Annotated in this window: 18 protein-coding genes and 1 tRNA gene; 5 read left to right on the forward strand and 14 right to left on the reverse strand. The window is 58.4% G+C overall.

Annotation, left to right across the window (positions count from 1 at the left end):
* Nucleotides 1-3: 3 nt before the first annotated feature.
* The 4 genes from AC5S27_RS11425 to dinB all read right to left on the reverse strand — a co-directional run bounded on the left by AC5S27_RS11425 (nucleotide 4) and on the right by dinB (nucleotide 4,464).
* A complete protein-coding gene (locus tag AC5S27_RS11425) occupies nucleotides 4-1,143 on the reverse strand; it encodes an NAD(P)/FAD-dependent oxidoreductase (protein ID WP_493934686.1) in 1,140 nt (379 codons plus the stop codon).
* Nucleotides 1,143-2,114, reverse strand: a complete 972-nt coding sequence (locus AC5S27_RS11430; RefSeq protein ID WP_493934687.1) for a proline racemase family protein — start codon at nucleotides 2,112-2,114, stop codon at nucleotides 1,143-1,145. The genes AC5S27_RS11425 and AC5S27_RS11430 overlap by 1 nt, the downstream gene beginning before the upstream one ends.
* Nucleotides 2,115-2,183: 69 nt before the next feature.
* Complete coding sequence (locus tag AC5S27_RS11435) at nucleotides 2,184-3,179, reverse strand: aldo/keto reductase (RefSeq protein WP_493934688.1); 996 nt, start codon at nucleotides 3,177-3,179, stop codon at nucleotides 2,184-2,186.
* Between the two features lie 175 nt (nucleotides 3,180-3,354).
* Complete coding sequence (dinB, locus tag AC5S27_RS11440) at nucleotides 3,355-4,464, reverse strand: DNA polymerase IV (protein ID WP_493934689.1); 1,110 nt, start codon at nucleotides 4,462-4,464, stop codon at nucleotides 3,355-3,357.
* A 71-nt stretch (nucleotides 4,465-4,535) separates the two neighbouring features.
* Here dinB and AC5S27_RS11445 point away from each other — a divergent pair, with 71 nt between their 5' ends.
* From AC5S27_RS11445 to AC5S27_RS11465, 5 genes are all read left to right on the forward strand, one after another.
* A complete protein-coding gene (locus AC5S27_RS11445; RefSeq protein WP_493934690.1) occupies nucleotides 4,536-5,387 on the forward strand; it encodes a PGN_0703 family putative restriction endonuclease in 852 nt (283 codons plus the stop codon).
* 256 nt (nucleotides 5,388-5,643) lie between these two features.
* Nucleotides 5,644-6,681, forward strand: coding sequence for a VWA domain-containing protein (locus tag AC5S27_RS11450; RefSeq protein WP_493934691.1), 1,038 nt, complete (start codon nucleotides 5,644-5,646; stop codon nucleotides 6,679-6,681).
* 186 nt (nucleotides 6,682-6,867) lie between these two features.
* Entirely contained in the window at nucleotides 6,868-7,134 is a 267-nt protein-coding gene (rpsO, locus tag AC5S27_RS11455; RefSeq protein ID WP_493934692.1) for a 30S ribosomal protein S15, read from the forward strand.
* 285 nt (nucleotides 7,135-7,419) lie between these two features.
* Complete coding sequence (pnp, locus tag AC5S27_RS11460) at nucleotides 7,420-9,906, forward strand: polyribonucleotide nucleotidyltransferase (protein ID WP_493934693.1); 2,487 nt, start codon at nucleotides 7,420-7,422, stop codon at nucleotides 9,904-9,906.
* 129 nt (nucleotides 9,907-10,035) lie between these two features.
* A complete protein-coding gene (locus AC5S27_RS11465; RefSeq protein ID WP_493934694.1) occupies nucleotides 10,036-10,398 on the forward strand; it encodes a VOC family protein in 363 nt (120 codons plus the stop codon).
* A gap of 15 nt (nucleotides 10,399-10,413) precedes the next feature.
* Here AC5S27_RS11465 and AC5S27_RS11470 read toward each other — a convergent pair whose 3' ends face one another.
* The 10 genes from AC5S27_RS11470 to AC5S27_RS11515 form a co-directional block, all read right to left on the reverse strand.
* Nucleotides 10,414-11,061, reverse strand: a complete 648-nt coding sequence (locus tag AC5S27_RS11470; protein ID WP_493934695.1) for an MBL fold metallo-hydrolase — start codon at nucleotides 11,059-11,061, stop codon at nucleotides 10,414-10,416.
* 91 nt (nucleotides 11,062-11,152) lie between these two features.
* Nucleotides 11,153-11,470 (reverse strand): preprotein translocase subunit SecG, encoded by a 318-nt coding sequence (secG, locus tag AC5S27_RS11475; RefSeq protein ID WP_493934696.1) that lies wholly within the window; start codon nucleotides 11,468-11,470, stop codon nucleotides 11,153-11,155.
* Nucleotides 11,471-11,548: 78 nt separating this feature from the next.
* Nucleotides 11,549-11,633, reverse strand: a tRNA-Leu gene (locus AC5S27_RS11480).
* Nucleotides 11,634-11,690: 57 nt separating this feature from the next.
* The gene (locus AC5S27_RS11485) at nucleotides 11,691-12,500 is read right to left on the reverse strand and encodes a VanW family protein (RefSeq protein ID WP_493934697.1); all 810 of its coding nucleotides are present in this window, start codon (nucleotides 12,498-12,500) and stop codon (nucleotides 11,691-11,693) included.
* A gap of 31 nt (nucleotides 12,501-12,531) precedes the next feature.
* The gene (locus tag AC5S27_RS11490) at nucleotides 12,532-13,167 is read right to left on the reverse strand and encodes an FMN-binding negative transcriptional regulator (RefSeq protein WP_493934698.1); all 636 of its coding nucleotides are present in this window, start codon (nucleotides 13,165-13,167) and stop codon (nucleotides 12,532-12,534) included.
* A 7-nt stretch (nucleotides 13,168-13,174) separates the two neighbouring features.
* On the reverse strand, nucleotides 13,175-14,404 hold the full coding sequence (locus AC5S27_RS11495) for a threonine ammonia-lyase (protein WP_493934699.1): 1,230 nt from the start codon (nucleotides 14,402-14,404) through the stop codon (nucleotides 13,175-13,177).
* 256 nt (nucleotides 14,405-14,660) lie between these two features.
* Nucleotides 14,661-15,521, reverse strand: coding sequence for an inositol oxygenase family protein (locus AC5S27_RS11500; RefSeq protein ID WP_493934700.1), 861 nt, complete (start codon nucleotides 15,519-15,521; stop codon nucleotides 14,661-14,663).
* Between the two features lie 122 nt (nucleotides 15,522-15,643).
* Nucleotides 15,644-16,930: a GRP family sugar transporter gene (locus AC5S27_RS11505; RefSeq protein WP_493934701.1), complete on the reverse strand. Its 1,287-nt coding sequence runs from the start codon at nucleotides 16,928-16,930 to the stop codon at nucleotides 15,644-15,646.
* Nucleotides 16,930-17,034: a translocated intimin receptor Tir gene (locus tag AC5S27_RS11510; RefSeq protein WP_493934702.1), complete on the reverse strand. Its 105-nt coding sequence runs from the start codon at nucleotides 17,032-17,034 to the stop codon at nucleotides 16,930-16,932. Before AC5S27_RS11510 ends, AC5S27_RS11505 begins: the two co-directional genes overlap by 1 nt.
* Nucleotides 17,035-17,127: 93 nt before the next feature.
* Nucleotides 17,128-17,907: an HAD family hydrolase gene (locus AC5S27_RS11515; RefSeq protein WP_493934703.1), complete on the reverse strand. Its 780-nt coding sequence runs from the start codon at nucleotides 17,905-17,907 to the stop codon at nucleotides 17,128-17,130.
* Nucleotides 17,908-17,929 lie beyond the last annotated feature (22 nt).

Here is a 17,929-nt window from a genome sequence, read left to right on the forward strand (position 1 = left end):
TGTTCAGGCACGAGTCACCTCATGACACGGAGCCAGAGATGCAAGTTCAAAGCGCGATGGAAGATAAGGCGCAGCATCAATCTCGGGGGTGCGGCCCAGAAGGTGATCTACCGCGATACGGGCCGCGCCAAGCGCGTTGGTAATACCCAGGCCTTCAAATCCAACAGCGAGATGAATCCATGGATCTTGCGTCGGACCGATGAGTGGAAGTTTGTCTGGCGTTGCAGCGCGAAAGCCGGTCCACACGCGAATACCCGAAACCTGCCGCAGGGCGGGCATGTATTCCAGCGCACGATCGAGCATGCGGCGTAGCAGGGCCGGATTGACAGCGCGCTCCTCATCCCCGTACTGACGAGAAGATCCAATCAACAGTTGCCCTGTAAGACGCGGCTGAATATTAAACGCAACGGAATCCTCCAACAGCGAATGCGCGCTCTTGAGATAACCGAGCTCGACAAGCTGATGATGCACCATGTCAGGATATCGGTCAGTGATGAGCAGATGACCCTTGCGCTTCTGGATAGGCAGCCACGGCAGGAGGTCAATGTCCACTCCACTGGCAATAAGAACATGCGCCGCACGATGCAAATGTCCATTGCTCAAGCGCACCTCACCATTCGTCACTTCAACAACAGAGTGTCCTCGAAATAGAGTGGTGCCTCTGCGGACAGCCTCATCGAGAAACCAGGCAGCCGCAGCCGGCGGATAGATGACTCCATCGTCCGGTACGAGCAGGCCTCCTGCGAGACCCTGTCGTAGATTCGGCTCCACCCTTGCGAGCTCTCTGTCATTGAGGATCGTAGATGCAACCCCCGCAGCGAGATAGGTTGCTTGCTTGTTACGGACCTCTTGCATCTCGTCGTCATCGGCAGCCACCCAGATGGTCCCACGCGATTGATATTCGACCGAAGGAGGCAGCTCTGCGAGTAAGTCGAGCCAAAGACTGCGCGAGTATCTGGTAAGTGCAAGCTGGGCTGGAGAATCATCCATCACCACAACATGGCCCATTCCAGCAGCCGTCGCGCCACCCCCGGGTACATTTCGCTCCACCACGCCCACGCGAAGTCCGGCCTGCGCACACTCCAGCGCACAGGCGCAGCCAATGATGCCAGCCCCGATCACGATGACGTCAAAGCTGGCCATTAGAAACGGATGCCCTCGCGGAAGGGGTCGGTGGAGTCAAAAAGGAGTGTCGACTGCGCCGTCATCCATGCGCGCCCGGTGATCGTTGGGATAACGCCTTCGCCATCCGGCTGGACAGACCCCGTAAACACCGAACCGAGAATTCCTTCCTGCCGCCATAGCTCGCCTGCGGAAAGCTTTCCGTCCGCAAACAGACAGGCCATCTTGGCGCTCGTGCCCGTACCGCAAGGCGAGCGATCGAAGGAAGTACCGGGGCAGAGAACGAAGTTCCTGCTGGAATTGAGAGGATCTTCGGGCGCGGAGAACAGCTCGATGTGATCGATCATCCCCCCATCCCGTCCCATAATGCCGTTCGCAGAAAGCGCTGCACGGATGGCGACGGTCACCGCAACGAGTCCAGAACGATTGGCTAACTGCAGATCATACCCATGTTCACCAATCAAAAAGAACCAATTGCCGCCCCACGCAACATCTCCCGTGAAGCAGCCATATCCGGGAACATCCACGGAAACATTCGCTTGATCCCGGTAACTCCGGACATTCTCTACAGACACGCTTAGATCTGCATGCAGTTCAGTACGTACATTCCCGACCGGTGTTTCGATCAAATGCAAGCCGGGGGTGATCACACCAAGATGGGCGAGTGTTGTCACTACTCCGATAGTGCCGTGACCACACATTCCCAGGTACCCCACGTCATTGAAGAAGATGACCCCGGTAGCGGCAGCGGGATCTGTCGGCTTACAAAGAAGCGCCCCAACCACCACATCCGACCCGCGCGGCTCAAGTATGACGCTGCGGCGAAAGCTGTCAAATTGCATCCGCAATAGTTCTCGCCGTTCGCCAAGCGGCTTGAGACCGAGCGCAGCCTCAATATCCGGTCCGCCGCTCATCACGACCCGCGTAGGCTCGCCCGCCGTATGAGAATCGAGTACTGATATTTGACTGACAGAAGAGCTGAGAGCCGGCATGAAGGATATTGTAGGCGAAGATGCATCCAACCACTGCGCGTGGCGGCAAATCGCCGCCCCAACAACTTCTCACCGCCCTGTCATTTTTTCCAGATGTTCGGGATACCGGTCGCCTTCGACGGGAATCTTCGCAGCAGCCGTATCGATTTCGCTCAGCTCAGTCGCGTTGAGCTCAACTGAGATTGCTCCGATATTTTCTTCTAGGCGAGAAAGCTTCGTCGTGCCTGGGATTGGGACGATCCACGGCTTCTGCGCCAGAAGCCATGCGAGTGCAATCTGCGCAGGAGTAGCGCTCTTCTGCTTGGCAATCGCACTGAGGAGATCGACGAAGGCCTGGTTGGCTTTCATCGCCTCCGGCGCGAATCGAGGCAACTGGCTGCGGAAGTCACTCTTGCCGAGTTCCGCGGATGCATCCATCTTGCCAGTCAGGAATCCCTTTCCCAGCGGACTGTAGGGGACGAGGCCAATACCGAGTTCCTCGAGAAGTGGAATGATCTCCTGCTCCGGCTTACGCCACCATAACGAATACTCGTTCTGCAGTGCAGTGACCGGCTGCACCGCATGGGCGCGCCTGATCGTTCCGGCGCCCGCTTCGGAGAGGCCGAAGTGCTTGACCTTTCCTTCCGCGATGAGTTCTCTTACTGTTCCGGCAACGTCTTCAATGGGCACGTCAGGATCAACGCGATGCTGGTAGAACAGGTCGATCACGTCTGTCTGCAGACGCTTCAGTGATGCCTCGGCTACCTGCCGGATGCGTTCAGGCCGGCTGTTCAACCCTTGCCAGCCGGGGCTGCCATCCGGATTCAGATTGAATCCAAACTTCGTAGCGATCACCACTTTCTCGCGCATGGGCGAAAGCGCCTTGCCGAGAAGCGTTTCGTTCGTGAACGGACCATAGACCTCTGCTGTATCGAAGAAGTTGATCCCCATGTCCACGGCTTTATGCATCAGGTGGATCATCTCGTTTTCGTCATGCACCACTCCATACGAAAAGCTCATACCCATGCAGCCCAGGCCGAGGGCTGATACTGTGAGACTGCTGTTGCCAAGTTTGCGCTGTTGCATTGTGTCTCCTGACTCTGTTGATGATCGCAGAGATTGATATCTGATTCTGCCGGGTCGGTCAGTGTCAAATTCTTACGTTAGAGATGCTGTGCTCCTGCCGCTATGCATTATGTGCCATTTCGTACAAATTCCGACAATCCCCGCGGGTGAAGCGATCTGTCTAACGAGGTTTTTACTATTCGTGAAAGGCTGAGGACTGCAGACTCTCAAGATCGCCGTTCGCGAAAAGAGGAACGTCCGGCTCGGGCTCAGCTTGAAAATTGCTCAGGCCAACGCCAACCAGGCGAAACAATTGCCCTTGGCCAAGCTGAACGCGCTCACAGAGCGATACCGCGACATCGGCGAACTCCTGCATGGACGACGGCATGACCGCCGGGGTGAGGCTCCGCGTCAGCGTTTGGAACTCTTTGGTCTTGAGCTTCAGCACGATGGTTCGCGCCAGGCGCGAGTTCTGACCAGATGCAGTCCAGACCTTTTCGGCGAGAGTTCGAACCAGCGGCCTGGTTTCGCCGAGCGGAATGTCTTCCGGAAAGGTGTCTTCAGCGGAGATAGACTTGCCGGCTCGATTGGGAACCACGGGGTTGTGGTCAATGCCGCGTGCCAGCTCGTACAGGCGATGACCATAGCGGCCAAAGTTACGCTCCAGCGTGGCGATCTCAATCGCATACAGATCGCCAACGGTCTTGATGCCGAGGCCGTTCATGTGCGCCTCTGTCACCTGCCCGACGCCCGGGATACGACCGACAGGTAAGGGAAGTAGGAAGGCCTGCACCTCATGCGGCTGAATCACGAAAAGGCCGTCGGGCTTCTTCCAATCGGAAGCGATCTTGGCGAGGAACTTGTTGGGTGCGACGCCCGCCGACGCGGTCAGGTTCAATTCCTCGCGGATCTGCTCACGAATCATCTTCGCAACGCGAGTCGCCGTGAGAAGCTGCAGCTTGTTTTCCGTCACGTCGAGGTAGGCTTCGTCGAGAGAAAGCGGTTCAATAAGATCGGTGTGACGCTGGAAGATCTCCCGCACCGCCCGCGAGACCGCCTTGTACCGCACAAAGTCAGGAGGAATGAAAACTGCCTCCGGGCAGAGCCTCTCCGCGCGAACCGCCGGCATCGCCGAACGGACTCCGTATCGCCGCGCCTCATAGGAGGCAGCGCAGACCACAGATCGATTGCCGCGCCATGCGACTACGACCGGCCTTCCGCGCAGCTCAGGATTGTCCCGCTGCTCGACCGACGCGTAGAAAGCGTCCATATCCACGTGAACGATCTTTCGAGGTGCCCTGGTCATCGATTGCGGACCCCTAAACTGCTCTTAAATCGGATCGGCTTTTTCGCCGAATATTCGCCTATTATAGGAGCATGACGCTGTACCCGCAATTGCGAATCGTAATTCCCGACGGGGTTGGCCTGCGTGCTGAATTGAGTCTTCGCAGTATGCGGCTGGCCGCGACGTGCGGCTTTCTCCACGATCGCACCGATGGCTCCGTACCGAGCATTCTCTTCGGGCGCGATGAGCGAGGCCTTCACGGGAACTTCCACGCGAAGGCTTATCAGCGGATTTGCGCCAGCGAAGCGTGGTCGCGACGACTTGCCAAGGTTCATACTGCCTACAAAAAGAGGCGCGCACGCGCCAACTGGGAATGGAAGGAGCTGGATTGCTCGAACAGCTCGGATGCTCTGCTGATGAACATCTTCTGCTATCCCGGCGTGATCACCAGACCGGAGGTGTCTCGTTTGCTGAACACGGAGCCGGGTGCAGATCCGGAGTTTGGCTACAAGCCGCGCGTTCCGCTCGCAAACGGCAAACGGGACAATACCGAGATCGACATGAGGCTCGGCGACCTGCTCGTCGAAGCCAAGCTGACCGAGTCGGATTTTCAATGGGCAAGCCCCAGGCTGCTTGCCCGCTATCGCGACCTTGACGCGGTCTTCAACTTGGAAGAATTGCCTCTCAGGAACGAGAAATTTGGCGGGTATCAACTGATCCGTGGCACCCTCGCGGCGCATGCGCTGGGCCAATCGTTCTGCATCTTCTGCGATGCCCGGAGGCCTGATCTCATCGAGCAGTGGTTCAGGGTATTAAGCGCGGTGCGGCAGGCGGAGCTTCGCTGCCGCCTTAAGCTGCTTACATGGCAGGAACTGGCTGTCGCACTTCCGGCAGAGCTCCAGGAGTTTCTTGAAGGAAAGTACGGCATCTCCGCGGCAGGTTGAATGTCTGTTTTCCAGTGGCATCGCAGCCCATAGCCGGACCGCGAATCCTCGGATCCATCTGGCTGCCGCCGTCACCATGTCGCTGCCTGGCGTGTATGCGTACTGAATGTCAGCCCAGCGTGCCGCTTCTGTATACCCCATCCGAGTGCCGAACTCCATAAAGGCATCGGGAGCTGTTTCTTCTAAGGCAGAATCGCGTCCTGATTCGTCTAAGCTGAGAGTACGTCTTGAGAGTTCAGAGATTTTGGGAGCGTGTGTGCGTCAATCGTCGGTTCGCAGGGCAGGTTGGGTGTTTGTGCTGGGAGTTTTTGGGTCCGCTTGGCTAACGGCGCAGGCACAACAGCCACTGCCGCCAGCCGAGCCGCCAAAGCCTTTGCCTAAGCCGGACCAGACCGGAACGCTGCGCGTGACCACCAACGTCGTACTCGTGCCGACGCTGGTCGAAAAAGACCATGGCCAGGTCATCTACGGCCTCAAGGGCAAGGACTTCATCCTCGAAGACAACGGCGTTCCCCAGCAGATCAAGGTCGAGGAAGATATGGACACAGCTCCGGTTGCGCTTGTCGTCGCCGTGGAGCAGGGAAGAATGGCAGGCCTCGAATTCGACAAGGTCGCCAAGCTCGGCCCTCTGCTCGATCTCTTCCTCGGCGACGGAAAGAGCGAAGCCGCCATCATCGGATTCGACAGCCAGCCCCAGCTCGTCCGTGACTTCACCAAGTCAACGGAAGACCTGACCAGCGATCTGCGCCACATGCAGCCCGGTGACGGCGGCGGAGCCATTCTCGATACGGTCGGCTATGCCGTTGATCTACTCCAGTCGCAACCCAAGGAGTACCGACGGGTCCTTTTGCTGGTAAGCGAACAGCGCGACCACGGCAGCAAGAACATGAAGCCGGAAAAACTGGTTGAGCGTATCGGACTGACCGACGTGCTCGTGCTCAGCCTCACGTTTTCCCCCTCCCGCGCTGAGATTCTGCATGACATGAAGGACAACGGCGACAACCGGACGATGAACATGATCAGCACACTGATGATGGCCACCGCGCTGATGAAAAAGAACGTCGCCAAGCAGATTGCCGTCATGAGTGGCGGCGAATACGCTCCGTTTACGCGCGATAAGGCCTTCGAGGATCGCGTCAGCGAGGTTGCCCAGCATGCCCGTAACCGCTACCTGCTCAGCTTCCACCCCACCCACTCGACCCCCGGCCTGCACACCCTGCGCGTCCGCACGGTGGACGATTACGGAGCCCACATCGTAGCCCGTGCCAATTACTGGGCGGTGGATGAGCCATGACGGCCAGAATTGGCGAAGATTCCCGCGATGGCACAGCCCCGATCGAATTCAGGAGCCAACTCCACCGGGCGGTACGTCCATTCCCCCGGAGTACCGTTTCGTGGTAATCTAGCTGGAGACATTGAGTGATTTGATGATCTTTTCTGGAGTCTCAAACTCTGGAAGACCAGGAGTAACAAGATAGCTGTGTTAGCCGCCGAAGCAAAAACTGACCTGATTCAACGTTTTCGTACCCACGATACCGACACCGGTTCGCCGGAAGTCCAAATTGCGATTCTGAGCACGCGTATTGTCGAATTGACTGAGCACTTCAAGACCCACAAGAAGGATCACGCTTCGCGCCGCGGCCTCTTGATGCTCGTCAGCAAACGCCGTCGTCTGCTGGACTACCTGAAGACGCATGACACGGACCGCTACCGCGAGATCATCGCTAAACTGGGCATCCGCAAGTAAGCGAACCTCGACATTGACCAGGAATCGCCTAGACCGGATTGTGGTCCCGGCTGCATCGTTCCAAAGGGACTGCGGCCAAGGTGTAACTGTCGATAGCCACCGCAGAAATGAGTACATACCCGCGCAGAGTTTTACGCTCTGCGCGGGTTCTGCACGTCTGGAGCCCGAAAGCGGAATTGCCGCTACTCTCGACGGAATTCGTCCTCGTTTCCTCGCAAATGCTGCGGCAGATTCCGGCTCCCAAGTTTCCATAATGATGAAAATGACAAAACGAAAGAGGACTCTATGAAACATGAAGTAGCAGTCGAGCTGACTGGCGGAAAGCGCCTGGTCTTTGAGACCGGACGCATCGCCAAACAGGCTTCTGGCGCAGCATTTGTGACGCTCGGTGAGAGTGTCGTGCTGGCCACCGCAGTAGCCTCCCCAGACCCCAAAGAGGGCATCGATTTCTTCCCCCTCACGGTCGATTACCGCGAGTACACCTACGCCGGCGGGCGCATCCCCGGCGGCTTCATCAAGCGCGAAGGCCGTCCCAGCGAGAAGGAAATTCTTACCTGCCGCCAGATTGACCGCCCCATCCGCCCGCTCTTCCCTGAAGGCTTCCGCAATGAAACTCAGGTTATCGCCCTGGTCATGTCTGCCGACAAGGAAAACGATCCTGATGTCGTAGGCATCAATGCCGCTGGCTGCGCTCTTGCTCTTTCGGACATTCCTTTCGGCGCCACCGTTGGCGCGGTGCGTATCGGTCGCGTGAACGGCGAGTTCGTCGTCAATCCGACCTACGCCGAGCGCAAGGAAAGCACCATGAACATCATCGTTGTCGGCCACAAAGACGGCATCACGATGATCGAGAGCGGCGCGAAGGAAGAGTCGGAAGAGAACATCCTCGCCGCCATCGAATTCGCTCATGAAGAAATCAAGAAGATCGCCGCCGCGATCGACCAGCTGGTTGCTCTCGCCGGCAAGCCCAAGCGGGCTTTCACTGCTCCCGTCATCGACGAGGACTACTACAACGAGCTCTACAACAAGGTTGGCGACAAGCTCAAGGATGCTCTCGATACCGCGAAGTACTCGAAGACCGACAGCTATGCGCTCATCAAGAGCATCAAGGCTGAGCTCGTTGCCGAGCTTCCTGCGGATGATCCGGGCGCAAAAAAGAAGCTCAGCACCTACTACGAGCTGCTCCGCGAACGCATCTTCCGAACCCAGGTCACCGTCGACCGCATCCGTCCCGACCGCCGCGCTTTCGACCAGATCCGCGAGATCACCATCGAAACCAGCGTTCTGCCCCGCACCCACGGTTCCGCTCTCTTCACCCGCGGCGAAACCCAGGCACTCGTCACCGCAACCCTCGGCACCACCGACGACGGCCAGCGCCTCGAGAGCTACGAAGGCGAGCAGAAGAAGCCCTTCATGTTGCACTACAACTTCCCGCCGTTCTCGGTTGGCGAAGTAGGCCGCATGACCGGCACCGGCCGTCGCGAAGTGGGCCACGGCGCACTCGCCGAGCGCGCCATCTCCGCCGTTCTGCCCAGCCCGGACGAGTCTCCCTACACGGTCCGCATCGTCTCCGACATTCTGGAGTCGAATGGTTCCTCGTCGATGGCCTCGGTCTGCGGCGCGAGCCTCGCTCTCTATGACGCCGGCATTGCCCTCAAGGGTTCGGTTGCCGGTGTGGCCATGGGTCTGGTGAAGGAAGGCGATAACTACGCCATCCTCTCCGACATCGCAGGTGCGGAAGATCACTACGGCGACATGGACTTCAAGGTTGCCGGAACCCGCAAGGGCATCACCGCTCTCCAGATGGACATCAAGATCGGCGGTCTCACTCGCCAGATCCTTCAGGAAGCGATGGAGCAGGCCCGCGTTGGCCGTCTCTTCCTTCTGGACACCATGGATGCCCACCTCGACGGCCCCAAGGTCGAGCGTTCCAAGTACGCTCCGCAGATCCGCACCGTACATATCCCGACGGACAAGATCCGCGACCTCATCGGACCGGGCGGCAAGACCATTCGCGGCATCATTGAGCAGACCGGCGTCAAGATCGATGTGGACGACACCGGCCGCGTCAATGTTGCTTCAAGCGATGCCGACGGCCTCGCCCAGGCACTAGCCATCATCAACAACCTGACCGCAACCCCCGAGCTGGGCAAAACGTACCTCGGCAAGGTTGTCCGGCTGGCCGAGTTCGGCGCATTCGTCGAGCTCTTCCCCGGAACCGACGGCCTCCTCCACATCTCCGAGATCGCGGAACATCGCGTCAAGGAAGTGAAAGACGAGCTGCGCGAAGGCGATCAGATCATGGTCAAGGTCCTCGCCATCGAGGGCAACCGCATCAAGCTCAGCCGCAAGGCGCTCATCAAGGAACAGAAGGCGAAGCTGGGAATCGGTGATGGTCCTATCGGTATCCCCGCATCGGAAATCTCTGCCTCTGAAGAGCCAGTCTCCGAGCGCCCCGAACGCCCTGCCCGTCCTGAACGGACTGAGCGTCCCCGTCACGAATTCGACGAGCGTCAGCCCACCTCCAATCAGAGCACCATCCTGATCGAAGGCGGCGATGACTCCGAAGAAGACGAAGGCGAGGAGTTCGACGAGGAGAACGAGCCGAACTTCAATCTGGCCGATGGCGTTGCTCCGGCAGCTCCTTCCGCAAACCCCGGTGGTGGACGTGGCCCTGGTGGCCCAGGCGGCAATAACAACCGTCGTCGTCGTCGTCGCGGCCGTCCCGGTCCTGGCGGTGGTGGCGGTGGACGCGGCCCCAGCAGCAACTAAGCAGCAATCAGAAGACGAAAAGGCTCCCGCAGGTTGCGGGAGCCTTTTGGTTTGAATGCCGAAGCTGAACCGTATTCCGATTGACGAATCAGTAATCTCGTCAGATAAAGGAGAGCAGCGGAGGACTCCATGATCGCCAGCGGGAAGGGAATCATCAAAGGCCAGCCTGTGCCAGAATTGCCGGTCGTCGATGTCGAACGCGCACAGCAGTACTACAGAGACGTCTTCGGATTTGAGATAGGCTGGCTAACCCCCGAGAAGGAAATTGGAGCCGTCTCACGCGATAACGTCGTAATCTTCTTCCGAAGACGCGAGTCGTCATTCGAGCCTGCCATCCATTGGGTCTTCGATGAAAATATCAACGCGACCTATGAGCAGCTCAAATCCACGGCCGCAAACATCACGGACCCTCTCGAACTGAAGCCCTGGGGAATCCGCCAGTTCACCGTCGAAGATCTCGACGGCAACATCTTCTACTTCCACAACGGCTAGCGCAGATTGCCGAAACTAGTATTTGACCAGGAACGGATTCCGTTCCTTCTCCTCACCGATCGTCGTCAGGCCCCCATGCCCCGGCAGCACCCGTGTCTCTTCCGGCAGCACCATCAACCGGCTATGAATCGAGTCGATAATCTGCCGGCTATTACCCCCAGGCAGATCGGTCCTGCCAATGCTCCCGGCAAAGAGCGTATCCCCAGCGACCAGCAGGTTCAGCGGCGCAAACAGCAGGCAGACGCTCCCCTGAGTATGCCCAGGCGTATGAATCACCTCTCCCGGCAGGGTTTCGAGCCCAACCGTCATCCCATCCTGCAAGCTTGCATCCGGCGCTTCCGTCTCTGGCGTATCCACACCCAGCCAGCCCGCCTGCTGCTCCATCATCTGCAGCAATGGCAGATCGTTCTCATTGAGCAGAATCGGCGCCCCGGTTAGCCGCTTCAGCTTCAGCGCTCCACCCACATGATCGATATGCGCATGCGTAATGAGAATCTGCTTAACCTTCAACCCGAGCTTAGTCAGCCGCGCATGAATGCGAAAGATTTCCTCTCCCGGATCGATCACGATCGCCTCACCCGTCACCGAGTCGCCAAGAATTGTGCAGTTGCATTGGAGAGGCCCAACAGGGAAGGATTCAATCACGACGGTCGACTCAGCCATAGGTCAATTCTAGAATAGGAGCCTGAAGAGACAAAAATGGGCACGAAAAAGGCAGACCCGAAGGCCTGCCTATGGCGTGAGATCGAAGAGCTTACTTGCCCGGCTTGGCAGGTGCGGAAACCGGTGCCGGTCCCTTAACGCCAGAGAACACCGAAGAGTTGGAACCAGTCGTGCGCAGGTACAGAATCGTCAGCGAAAGGGAAGTGATCATGAACAGAGCCGCCGCCCAGCTGGTCATCTTGGTGAGCAGGTTGGCTGCCGCGCGCGGGCCGAAGGCTGTCTGCGAACCCTGACCGCCAAAAGTTCCGGCCAGATCAGCGCTCTTACCCTGCTGCAGCAGAACAACGCCAATCAGAAACAGGCAAATGATCACGTGAAGAACAATAACCGTATAGAGCAAAAAATGCATTCTGGAACTGCTTTCCTGGGCCTCGTCTGCTGGTCTATCCCTGCCTAAGTCCTTCAGGATGATCACGACGGGAATCTTTGGTGCGGAGGAGGGGACTTGAACCCCTATGCCTTGCGGCGCAAGCACCTCAAGCTTGTGCGTCTGCCAATTTCGCCACCTCCGCTTGGGGGCAACTCTCCGAGTATATCAAAGCCCAAGCTGCTGCGTAAGCGCAGCAGCATCAATCTGTGCAAACAGTTCTTGAAGCATCCTCCTGGTCAACGTTCAATGCTCGTTCGTCTCGCTGGGCTGACGCACTTGCGTGCCGAAAGCAAGCTGTCTTCCCGCAGCTTTCGCAAGCATGATCGTTTGAAACGACAGGTACCGAAACGGGGAGTAAATTCCGCTGGGCCGGTGCTTGTGCCGCGACAACAGTATGCGATGAGACCTGCAGTTCGGTTGCCGTCAGCCGCACGCGGAGTTGCATCGCCACCTTCGGCCGAAAGCGCAGATCGATATAGTTCCAGGCCACCGTGGCATCTCGCCCCTCGGCAGTTGCGGAACCCGGCACCACGCGCGAGTGCGAATGCCGCTCCACAATCTCGCATCCGGCATCGAGCGCAACCTGATACAGCGCATTCGAGAGCTGGCAGATGCCGCCGCCGATGGATGGAATCATGCAACCTTCCTGCAGCATCCTTCCATGCGCAAACCCCCGCCGCGCGGATGCCCGGCCCACCTGTGCCCAGAACGAAAACACCTCTCCCGCTGGAATCACGCACCCATCCAGCCGGCTTGCAGCCACACGCAGATTTTGTATTTTTCCTCGCTGATGCCAGGCTTCCGAAGGGTTCGTGTCCGTCCACAATCTCGTTACAGATGCCGCCGCGCAATGGACGAATTCTGGAGCGGCATGTTGCGGATGCCGCCGAATCCCTCCGCGAACATTCCTTGCAACCCGGGCAATTTGCAGCAGCGCCGCCTTAAGGCGAAACACTGTCGCCGAGAACCGAGTCGGAATTGCAACGTCCATTGCCGGTAGTCCGCCCATAGAGCCTCGCCGAATCACCCGGGACTGTCGCTCAAGGAATCAGACGTTTCATCCACGCAGAAAGTATTCGTTCGTCCGCCGATCCCTCAGCTTGTGCCGCCTGGATCCGCGCGCGATCGTCTTCTGGTCGATTTTGACTCAGTTTGAACTTGCCTTCGAGTTTAGCAATGCGGATGCGGAAACCGACAATGCCATTGGCCATTGAGATCCGGTAGCCGATCGGCTGCGCATCCCATTGCTCCGCGTAGGATGGCTCGTTGACCGCGATCAGCCGCTTCAGAAGCGCGTCCTTGCGCTCGAACGTGCCTTGGTCATCCGCCGGATCTTCATCCATCACTTCAAGCACGCCGGTTGCATGCACGGCGATGTAGTTCCAGGTCGGGACGGACTTTGGGTTGGAATAGAGCGTCGGCGAAATATAGCTGTGCGCCCCGGCAAAGACTACCAGCACCTCGCGCCCGGCCAACGCCTTCCAGTGTGGGTTAGCCTTTGCGAAATGCCCCTCCAGCGAGCCGAACTCACCCTCGTCATGCACAACCAGCGGCAAATGCGTCGCGGTCGGCGCCCCATCCAGACCGGGTCCAAAGAGAATAGCGAACGACCACGTGCGCATCGCTTCCTGCAGCACAGAGCGGTCGTCGACTTTGTTGAAGGCAGGCGTGTACATGCGGCCTCTAAAGAATACGTTCGAAGCGGAACCCAGCCTCGCCGAGCGCATGGCTAATGGCTGTAATGTGCGTGGCTCCGCGCGTTTCGAGCGTCACATCGATCACGGTCTCCGCCAGGCTCACGCCGTAGTACGACCGATTGTGGATCGTCTCCACAATGTTCGCACGCTGGTCGGCCAGAATCTGCGTCAGGTGCAGAAGCGCGCCCGGCCTGTCCAGCAAGTAAACCCGAATACGAAGCTGCCGCCCATCCTTCACCAGGCCGCGTTCAATGATCTTCGCCAGCAGCGAGACATCAATGTTCCCGCCACATACCAGCACCGCCGTCCGCTGATGACGAAGGCTGGTCTTCTCCTGCAGCAGGGAAGCGAGAGCCGCAGCACCCGCGCCCTCGGCCAGCGTCTTCTCCTGCTCCAGCAGCATCAAGATGGCGCTCGCGATTTCTTCATCATCGACGGTCACAATCTCGTCCACATAGCGCGAAACTAGCGGCAACGTATGGTCCCCGGCGCGGCGCACTGCGATGCCGTCGGCAATCGTCGCCTGCGGCGACAGCGTGATCGGCGTCCCAGCCTCGCGTGCCCGAAGCATCGACGGCAACTTTTCCGGTTCGACGCCGATGACGCGAATCTTCGGGTTGCGTTCCTTCAGCGCGCAGGCGATGCCGCTGATGAGCCCACCTCCGCCAATCGGCACAACCACCGCTTCGAGATCAGGCACCTGCTCCAACAACTCGAGCGCGATCGTTCCCTGGCCGGCGATTACATCCGGATCGTCAAAAGGGTGAATGAAGGTAAGCCCCTGCTGCACGCATCGCGCCAACGCCTCTTCGCAAGCCTCGTCGTAATTAGCCCCGTGCAGAATGACTTCCGCACCAAACCCCCGCGTCGAAACCACCTTCACCAGCGGCGTCGCCTGCGGCATCACGATCTGCGAACGAATTCCCAGCTTGGTTGCGTGGAAGGCCACACCCTGCGCATGGTTACCGGCTGAAGCGGCAATGACCCCGCGCTTTCGCTCTTCCGGAGTCAGCGTCAGCAGCTTATTGAGTGCACCGCGCTCCTTGAACGAGCCGGTACGCTGCAGGTTTTCGAGCTTCAAAAAGATCGGCATCCCAATGCGTTCGGAAAGGTGATGCGAAAGCTGGCATGGCGAAAGGTGAATCGCATCCCCGATACGTTCACGGGCGGTTTCGATGCTGGCGAGACTTACAGTCGGTTGCGTTGCTGTTCCCACGAGGAATCTCCTCAATCTCTGAGGGCTAATCTTAGCCCGGAAAATTCAAAAGCCACCAACCGCATTGCGGGAGGTGGCTCACATTGCCTGCCGAATTGCTTCGGAACTAAACCGGACGTCGACTCCCGCGCGCGCCCCGAAATGGAGTTGGGCTGCTAATTCGAATTGCGCGAATGTCGATGCAAATGCTCATGATTCTTCGAGTAGAGCAGAGGCCGGGACACCGAGTCAATCCCGACAGACCTGGGCTATCAGCTTACCAAGCAATCTTGGCCGGAAAGAACTCCGCGAACAGATCGTCGTAGTAAGGCTTCAGTTCAGCCATGTTCGGCTTGGAGTGGCCCTTCGAGTACAGGTCATACTTGTTGAATTCGTTGACCCACTTGAACATCTTGCGGTCCTGATCGTTCATAAGGTAGTCATACGCACCATGCTTGTGCGCCGGGTAGAAAGAGTGATATCGCAGCGGGTAAAGCGACTCCATCGGCAGGTAGTTCTTCATCACTTCGTAGATATAGCCGTCATGCCCGAACGACATATGCACTTTGTCCAGACCGCAGTTCGGCTCATAGATGCCGTACTTGGTGGAATAGACCGGGTGGTGCAGGTCAGGGTTCGCGGCGAAGTATTCCGGGAAGACAATATCCTTCGAATACGCACACCCAACAGGGAAGGTATCGCCCACCACGCCCCACTGCGGCTCACCCCAGAGACAAAGCACCTTGCCCAGGTCATGCACGAAGCCGGTCACGATCATCCAGCGAGGCTGCCCATCGGCGCGCATCGCCTCCGAAGTCTGCAGCAGATGCTCGATCTGCGTAAGGTCAGTATCTGGATCGCTCTCGTCCACCAGCGTGTTCAGAAACTCTGCAGCCTCCCAGATCGACTTCTCGCCCTTGTCCAGGCCGAAGTACTCCTTTTCCTTCTGCATCACGTAGTCGAAGGTCTGGTTCTCATGGTTCAGCCGGTAAAACTCCGCAACGCCAGGGTTGGCCTGGGCGTCGTACACGCGAAACTCTTCTTCGCTCTTGCCCTCCTTATAGCGCCCTTTCAGGAACTCATCCCACTCTTCCATATCCGCACCGAGCGGCGTCTTGTTCACAATCATCGTGGCCATATGAGTTCTCCTTCAGAGCCTGAAAACAGGCGAATCCCAAGCTATGAAAACGATACGCAAATATCAGGTGACTGGCAATGTCGAACGCGGCAACCGGCTGGAAATCTACTTTGAAATTCCAACTATGAAAATTTCGTCGTCCGCCAAAGACTCAAACAGCCCGCAGCCAGGCTCACCAGCAGCAGCACGCCCAGCACCACCACCCAGGTCATGTTCATCTGCAATTCCGGATACCGCGCCTGCGCGGCGAGGTAGACAAAGACCCCCGTAGCCACCAGCACAATCGCATAATCCCACCAGCGCCGCTTGCCCGTATGGTCCGAACTGTCCCCGGCCATCGACGAAAGCGTAGCCTGGTAATCCAGCCCATAGCGGTCGCACTCGCGCAGCATCGCCTCGTTGCGCGACGAATTTTCCTTGCCCGTAGCGACCGCGGAACTGATCAGCGCCGCCCCGACGATCATGATGGCCGACCCGCCCAGCACCAGCAGCAGATGGGAATGATCCGCCCCAGCCAGTTCGCCAAAGACCAGCGCGCCCCACGCCAAACCCCAAAGCTGGTTGGTATTCGACAACGGAATGCCGCGCCCAATCCCCAGATACTTCGTAGCAAACTGCTGAAACAGATCGCCAATCACCCAGACAAATCCACCCAGGAAGAGCCAGAACAGGACTCCGCGAGCGTGTTGCAACTCAAGCAGGACGGCATGAGCGCCACCGCCCAGCGTCACCGCCAGGATCCCCACGGTAGCCAGCTCGCCCACCGTAAACGCCGTCACAAATGACAGCGGATTCATCCCGCTCAGGTAAGCCTTGCGGTACGGCACATACATCGTGCCCCACATAAAGCTCGCGCCAATCGCTGCCAGAATCCCCTCAACCGCATGGGGCGCAGGAGCAGCCCCGCCGTGCATGCTGCTGAACCCCAGCATGATCGCCGCCGCCACAATCGCCAGCGACCCCAGCAGCACTCGCATAATCACAGTGCGCTTAGCACCCTCAAGCTCCCGAAACAGCACCCGCCCCCAGAACAAGCCAATCAGCGAATTCGCATTCCACATCGGAAAAGCAATCGCCAGCCCCACATCGCGAATTGCATACACGGTCAGCGTATTCGCCACTGCCCACAGCGCCCCAGCCAGCAGCGCCCAGACGATCAGATGCTTTTTGCTAGCGAGATCCTTCGCCACATAGCTCGTGCCCTTCAGCAGCGTGGGAAACGTCCATCGCGCCGTGAAGACACCAGCCACCATGCAGAGCGAAATCGTAAATGGCGAAAGCCCCGCATTCACCAGCTTCGTAGGAGCCTCAGCAGCGCCCAGCCACACGCCAGCCGTAAGCCCGGCAACCACGCCAAGCTGATGAAGCGACATCGTCTGCCGCGCGGGTTTGGTTGCAGGAGTCGACATCAATGGAGGGCGATCAGCAGGGCAATCCCCGCCAGCAAAACCACAAACGGCACCAGGAAATGGCTGTCCGTCACAATGCATTTCAAGCTGGCAAGAAAGGACATGAATTCCTTAATAAAGAGTAGTGGGCGGAACGGCCCAAGGCTATCGGTTGCGGTAACAGCCTGTCAATCGGGCCCGCTCTTCCGATTCTCGCGCTAGAAGATCTCCGCCAGCCTCGCAAACGCATCAATCTCGATCAACCGCTGCCCCTCAGGCGCCGCATCGATCTCCGCATGCTCCAGCACCCATGTGTCCTTATGAAAAATGAACACAGCATGCAGCCCCGCCGCCAGCGCCGGATTGATATCCGACTTGGGGCTGTTCCCAATCATCCACGTCGAATGCGGCACACACTCATGCCGCGCCGTGACATCCAGATAAGCCGCAGGATTCTTCTCCGCCACAATCTCGACGGCGCTGAAATATTCCGCCAGCCCGCTGCGCGCCAGCTTATCCGCCTGTTCCGCCTGGCTGCCCTTCGTCATCAGGATCAGCCGATGCCGCGAAGCCAACTCCGGCAGCAACTCCGCCACCCCCGGCAGCAGCTCGATATCCTGCTCCGCGATACTCTGCGCAAACCGCCGAATCTGTTCATGCTGCGTCTCGGTATGAGGCGGCGCCGTCAGCCGCTCAAAGCAGGTAATCAGCGACTGCGTAAAGCTTCCCAGCCCATATCCATGCGAAAGAATCGTCTCCCGCTCTGCCTGGTTCAGCGCCAGCCGCACCTGCTCCGGCGAATGCTCTTCATGATCGAGATAGCTGATGAACGCCGCAATCGCTCGCTCAAAGTAAATGTTGTTTTCCCAGAGAGTATCGTCAGCGTCAATCAGCAGTGTCTGTCCGTCAAATTTGGGCATACCTGGATGATAATCAACGCCGGCGGGGCAGGGAATTCGCGCCGCCCGTCTCCACCATTCGGTCGATGCCAGCTTCATCTCGCCGCGCCTATACTTGGAC

It is taken from the genome of Acidicapsa borealis (assembly GCF_059115245.1).

Excerpts from the sequence above, each read along its gene's own strand:
- AC5S27_RS11425 (WP_493934686.1), bottom strand. The coding sequence starts at position 1,143 with ATGGCCAGCTTTGACGTCATCGTGATCGGGGCTGGCATCATTGGCTGC.
- AC5S27_RS11430 (WP_493934687.1), bottom strand. The coding sequence starts at position 2,114 with ATGCCGGCTCTCAGCTCTTCTGTCAGTCAAATATCAGTACTCGATTCT.
- AC5S27_RS11435 (WP_493934688.1), bottom strand. The coding sequence starts at position 3,179 with ATGCAACAGCGCAAACTTGGCAACAGCAGTCTCACAGTATCAGCCCTC.
- dinB (WP_493934689.1), bottom strand. The coding sequence starts at position 4,464 with ATGACCAGGGCACCTCGAAAGATCGTTCACGTGGATATGGACGCTTTC.
- AC5S27_RS11445 (WP_493934690.1), top strand. The coding sequence starts at position 4,536 with ATGACGCTGTACCCGCAATTGCGAATCGTAATTCCCGACGGGGTTGGC.
- pnp (WP_493934693.1), top strand. The coding sequence starts at position 7,420 with ATGAAACATGAAGTAGCAGTCGAGCTGACTGGCGGAAAGCGCCTGGTC.
- AC5S27_RS11465 (WP_493934694.1), top strand. The coding sequence starts at position 10,036 with ATGATCGCCAGCGGGAAGGGAATCATCAAAGGCCAGCCTGTGCCAGAA.
- AC5S27_RS11470 (WP_493934695.1), bottom strand. The coding sequence starts at position 11,061 with ATGGCTGAGTCGACCGTCGTGATTGAATCCTTCCCTGTTGGGCCTCTC.
- secG (WP_493934696.1), bottom strand. The coding sequence starts at position 11,470 with ATGCATTTTTTGCTCTATACGGTTATTGTTCTTCACGTGATCATTTGC.
- AC5S27_RS11485 (WP_493934697.1), bottom strand. The coding sequence starts at position 12,500 with ATGGGCGGACTACCGGCAATGGACGTTGCAATTCCGACTCGGTTCTCG.
- AC5S27_RS11490 (WP_493934698.1), bottom strand. The coding sequence starts at position 13,167 with ATGTACACGCCTGCCTTCAACAAAGTCGACGACCGCTCTGTGCTGCAG.
- AC5S27_RS11500 (WP_493934700.1), bottom strand. The coding sequence starts at position 15,521 with ATGGCCACGATGATTGTGAACAAGACGCCGCTCGGTGCGGATATGGAA.
- AC5S27_RS11505 (WP_493934701.1), bottom strand. The coding sequence starts at position 16,930 with ATGTCGACTCCTGCAACCAAACCCGCGCGGCAGACGATGTCGCTTCAT.
- AC5S27_RS11510 (WP_493934702.1), bottom strand. The coding sequence starts at position 17,034 with ATGTCCTTTCTTGCCAGCTTGAAATGCATTGTGACGGACAGCCATTTC.
- AC5S27_RS11515 (WP_493934703.1), bottom strand. The coding sequence starts at position 17,907 with ATGAAGCTGGCATCGACCGAATGGTGGAGACGGGCGGCGCGAATTCCC.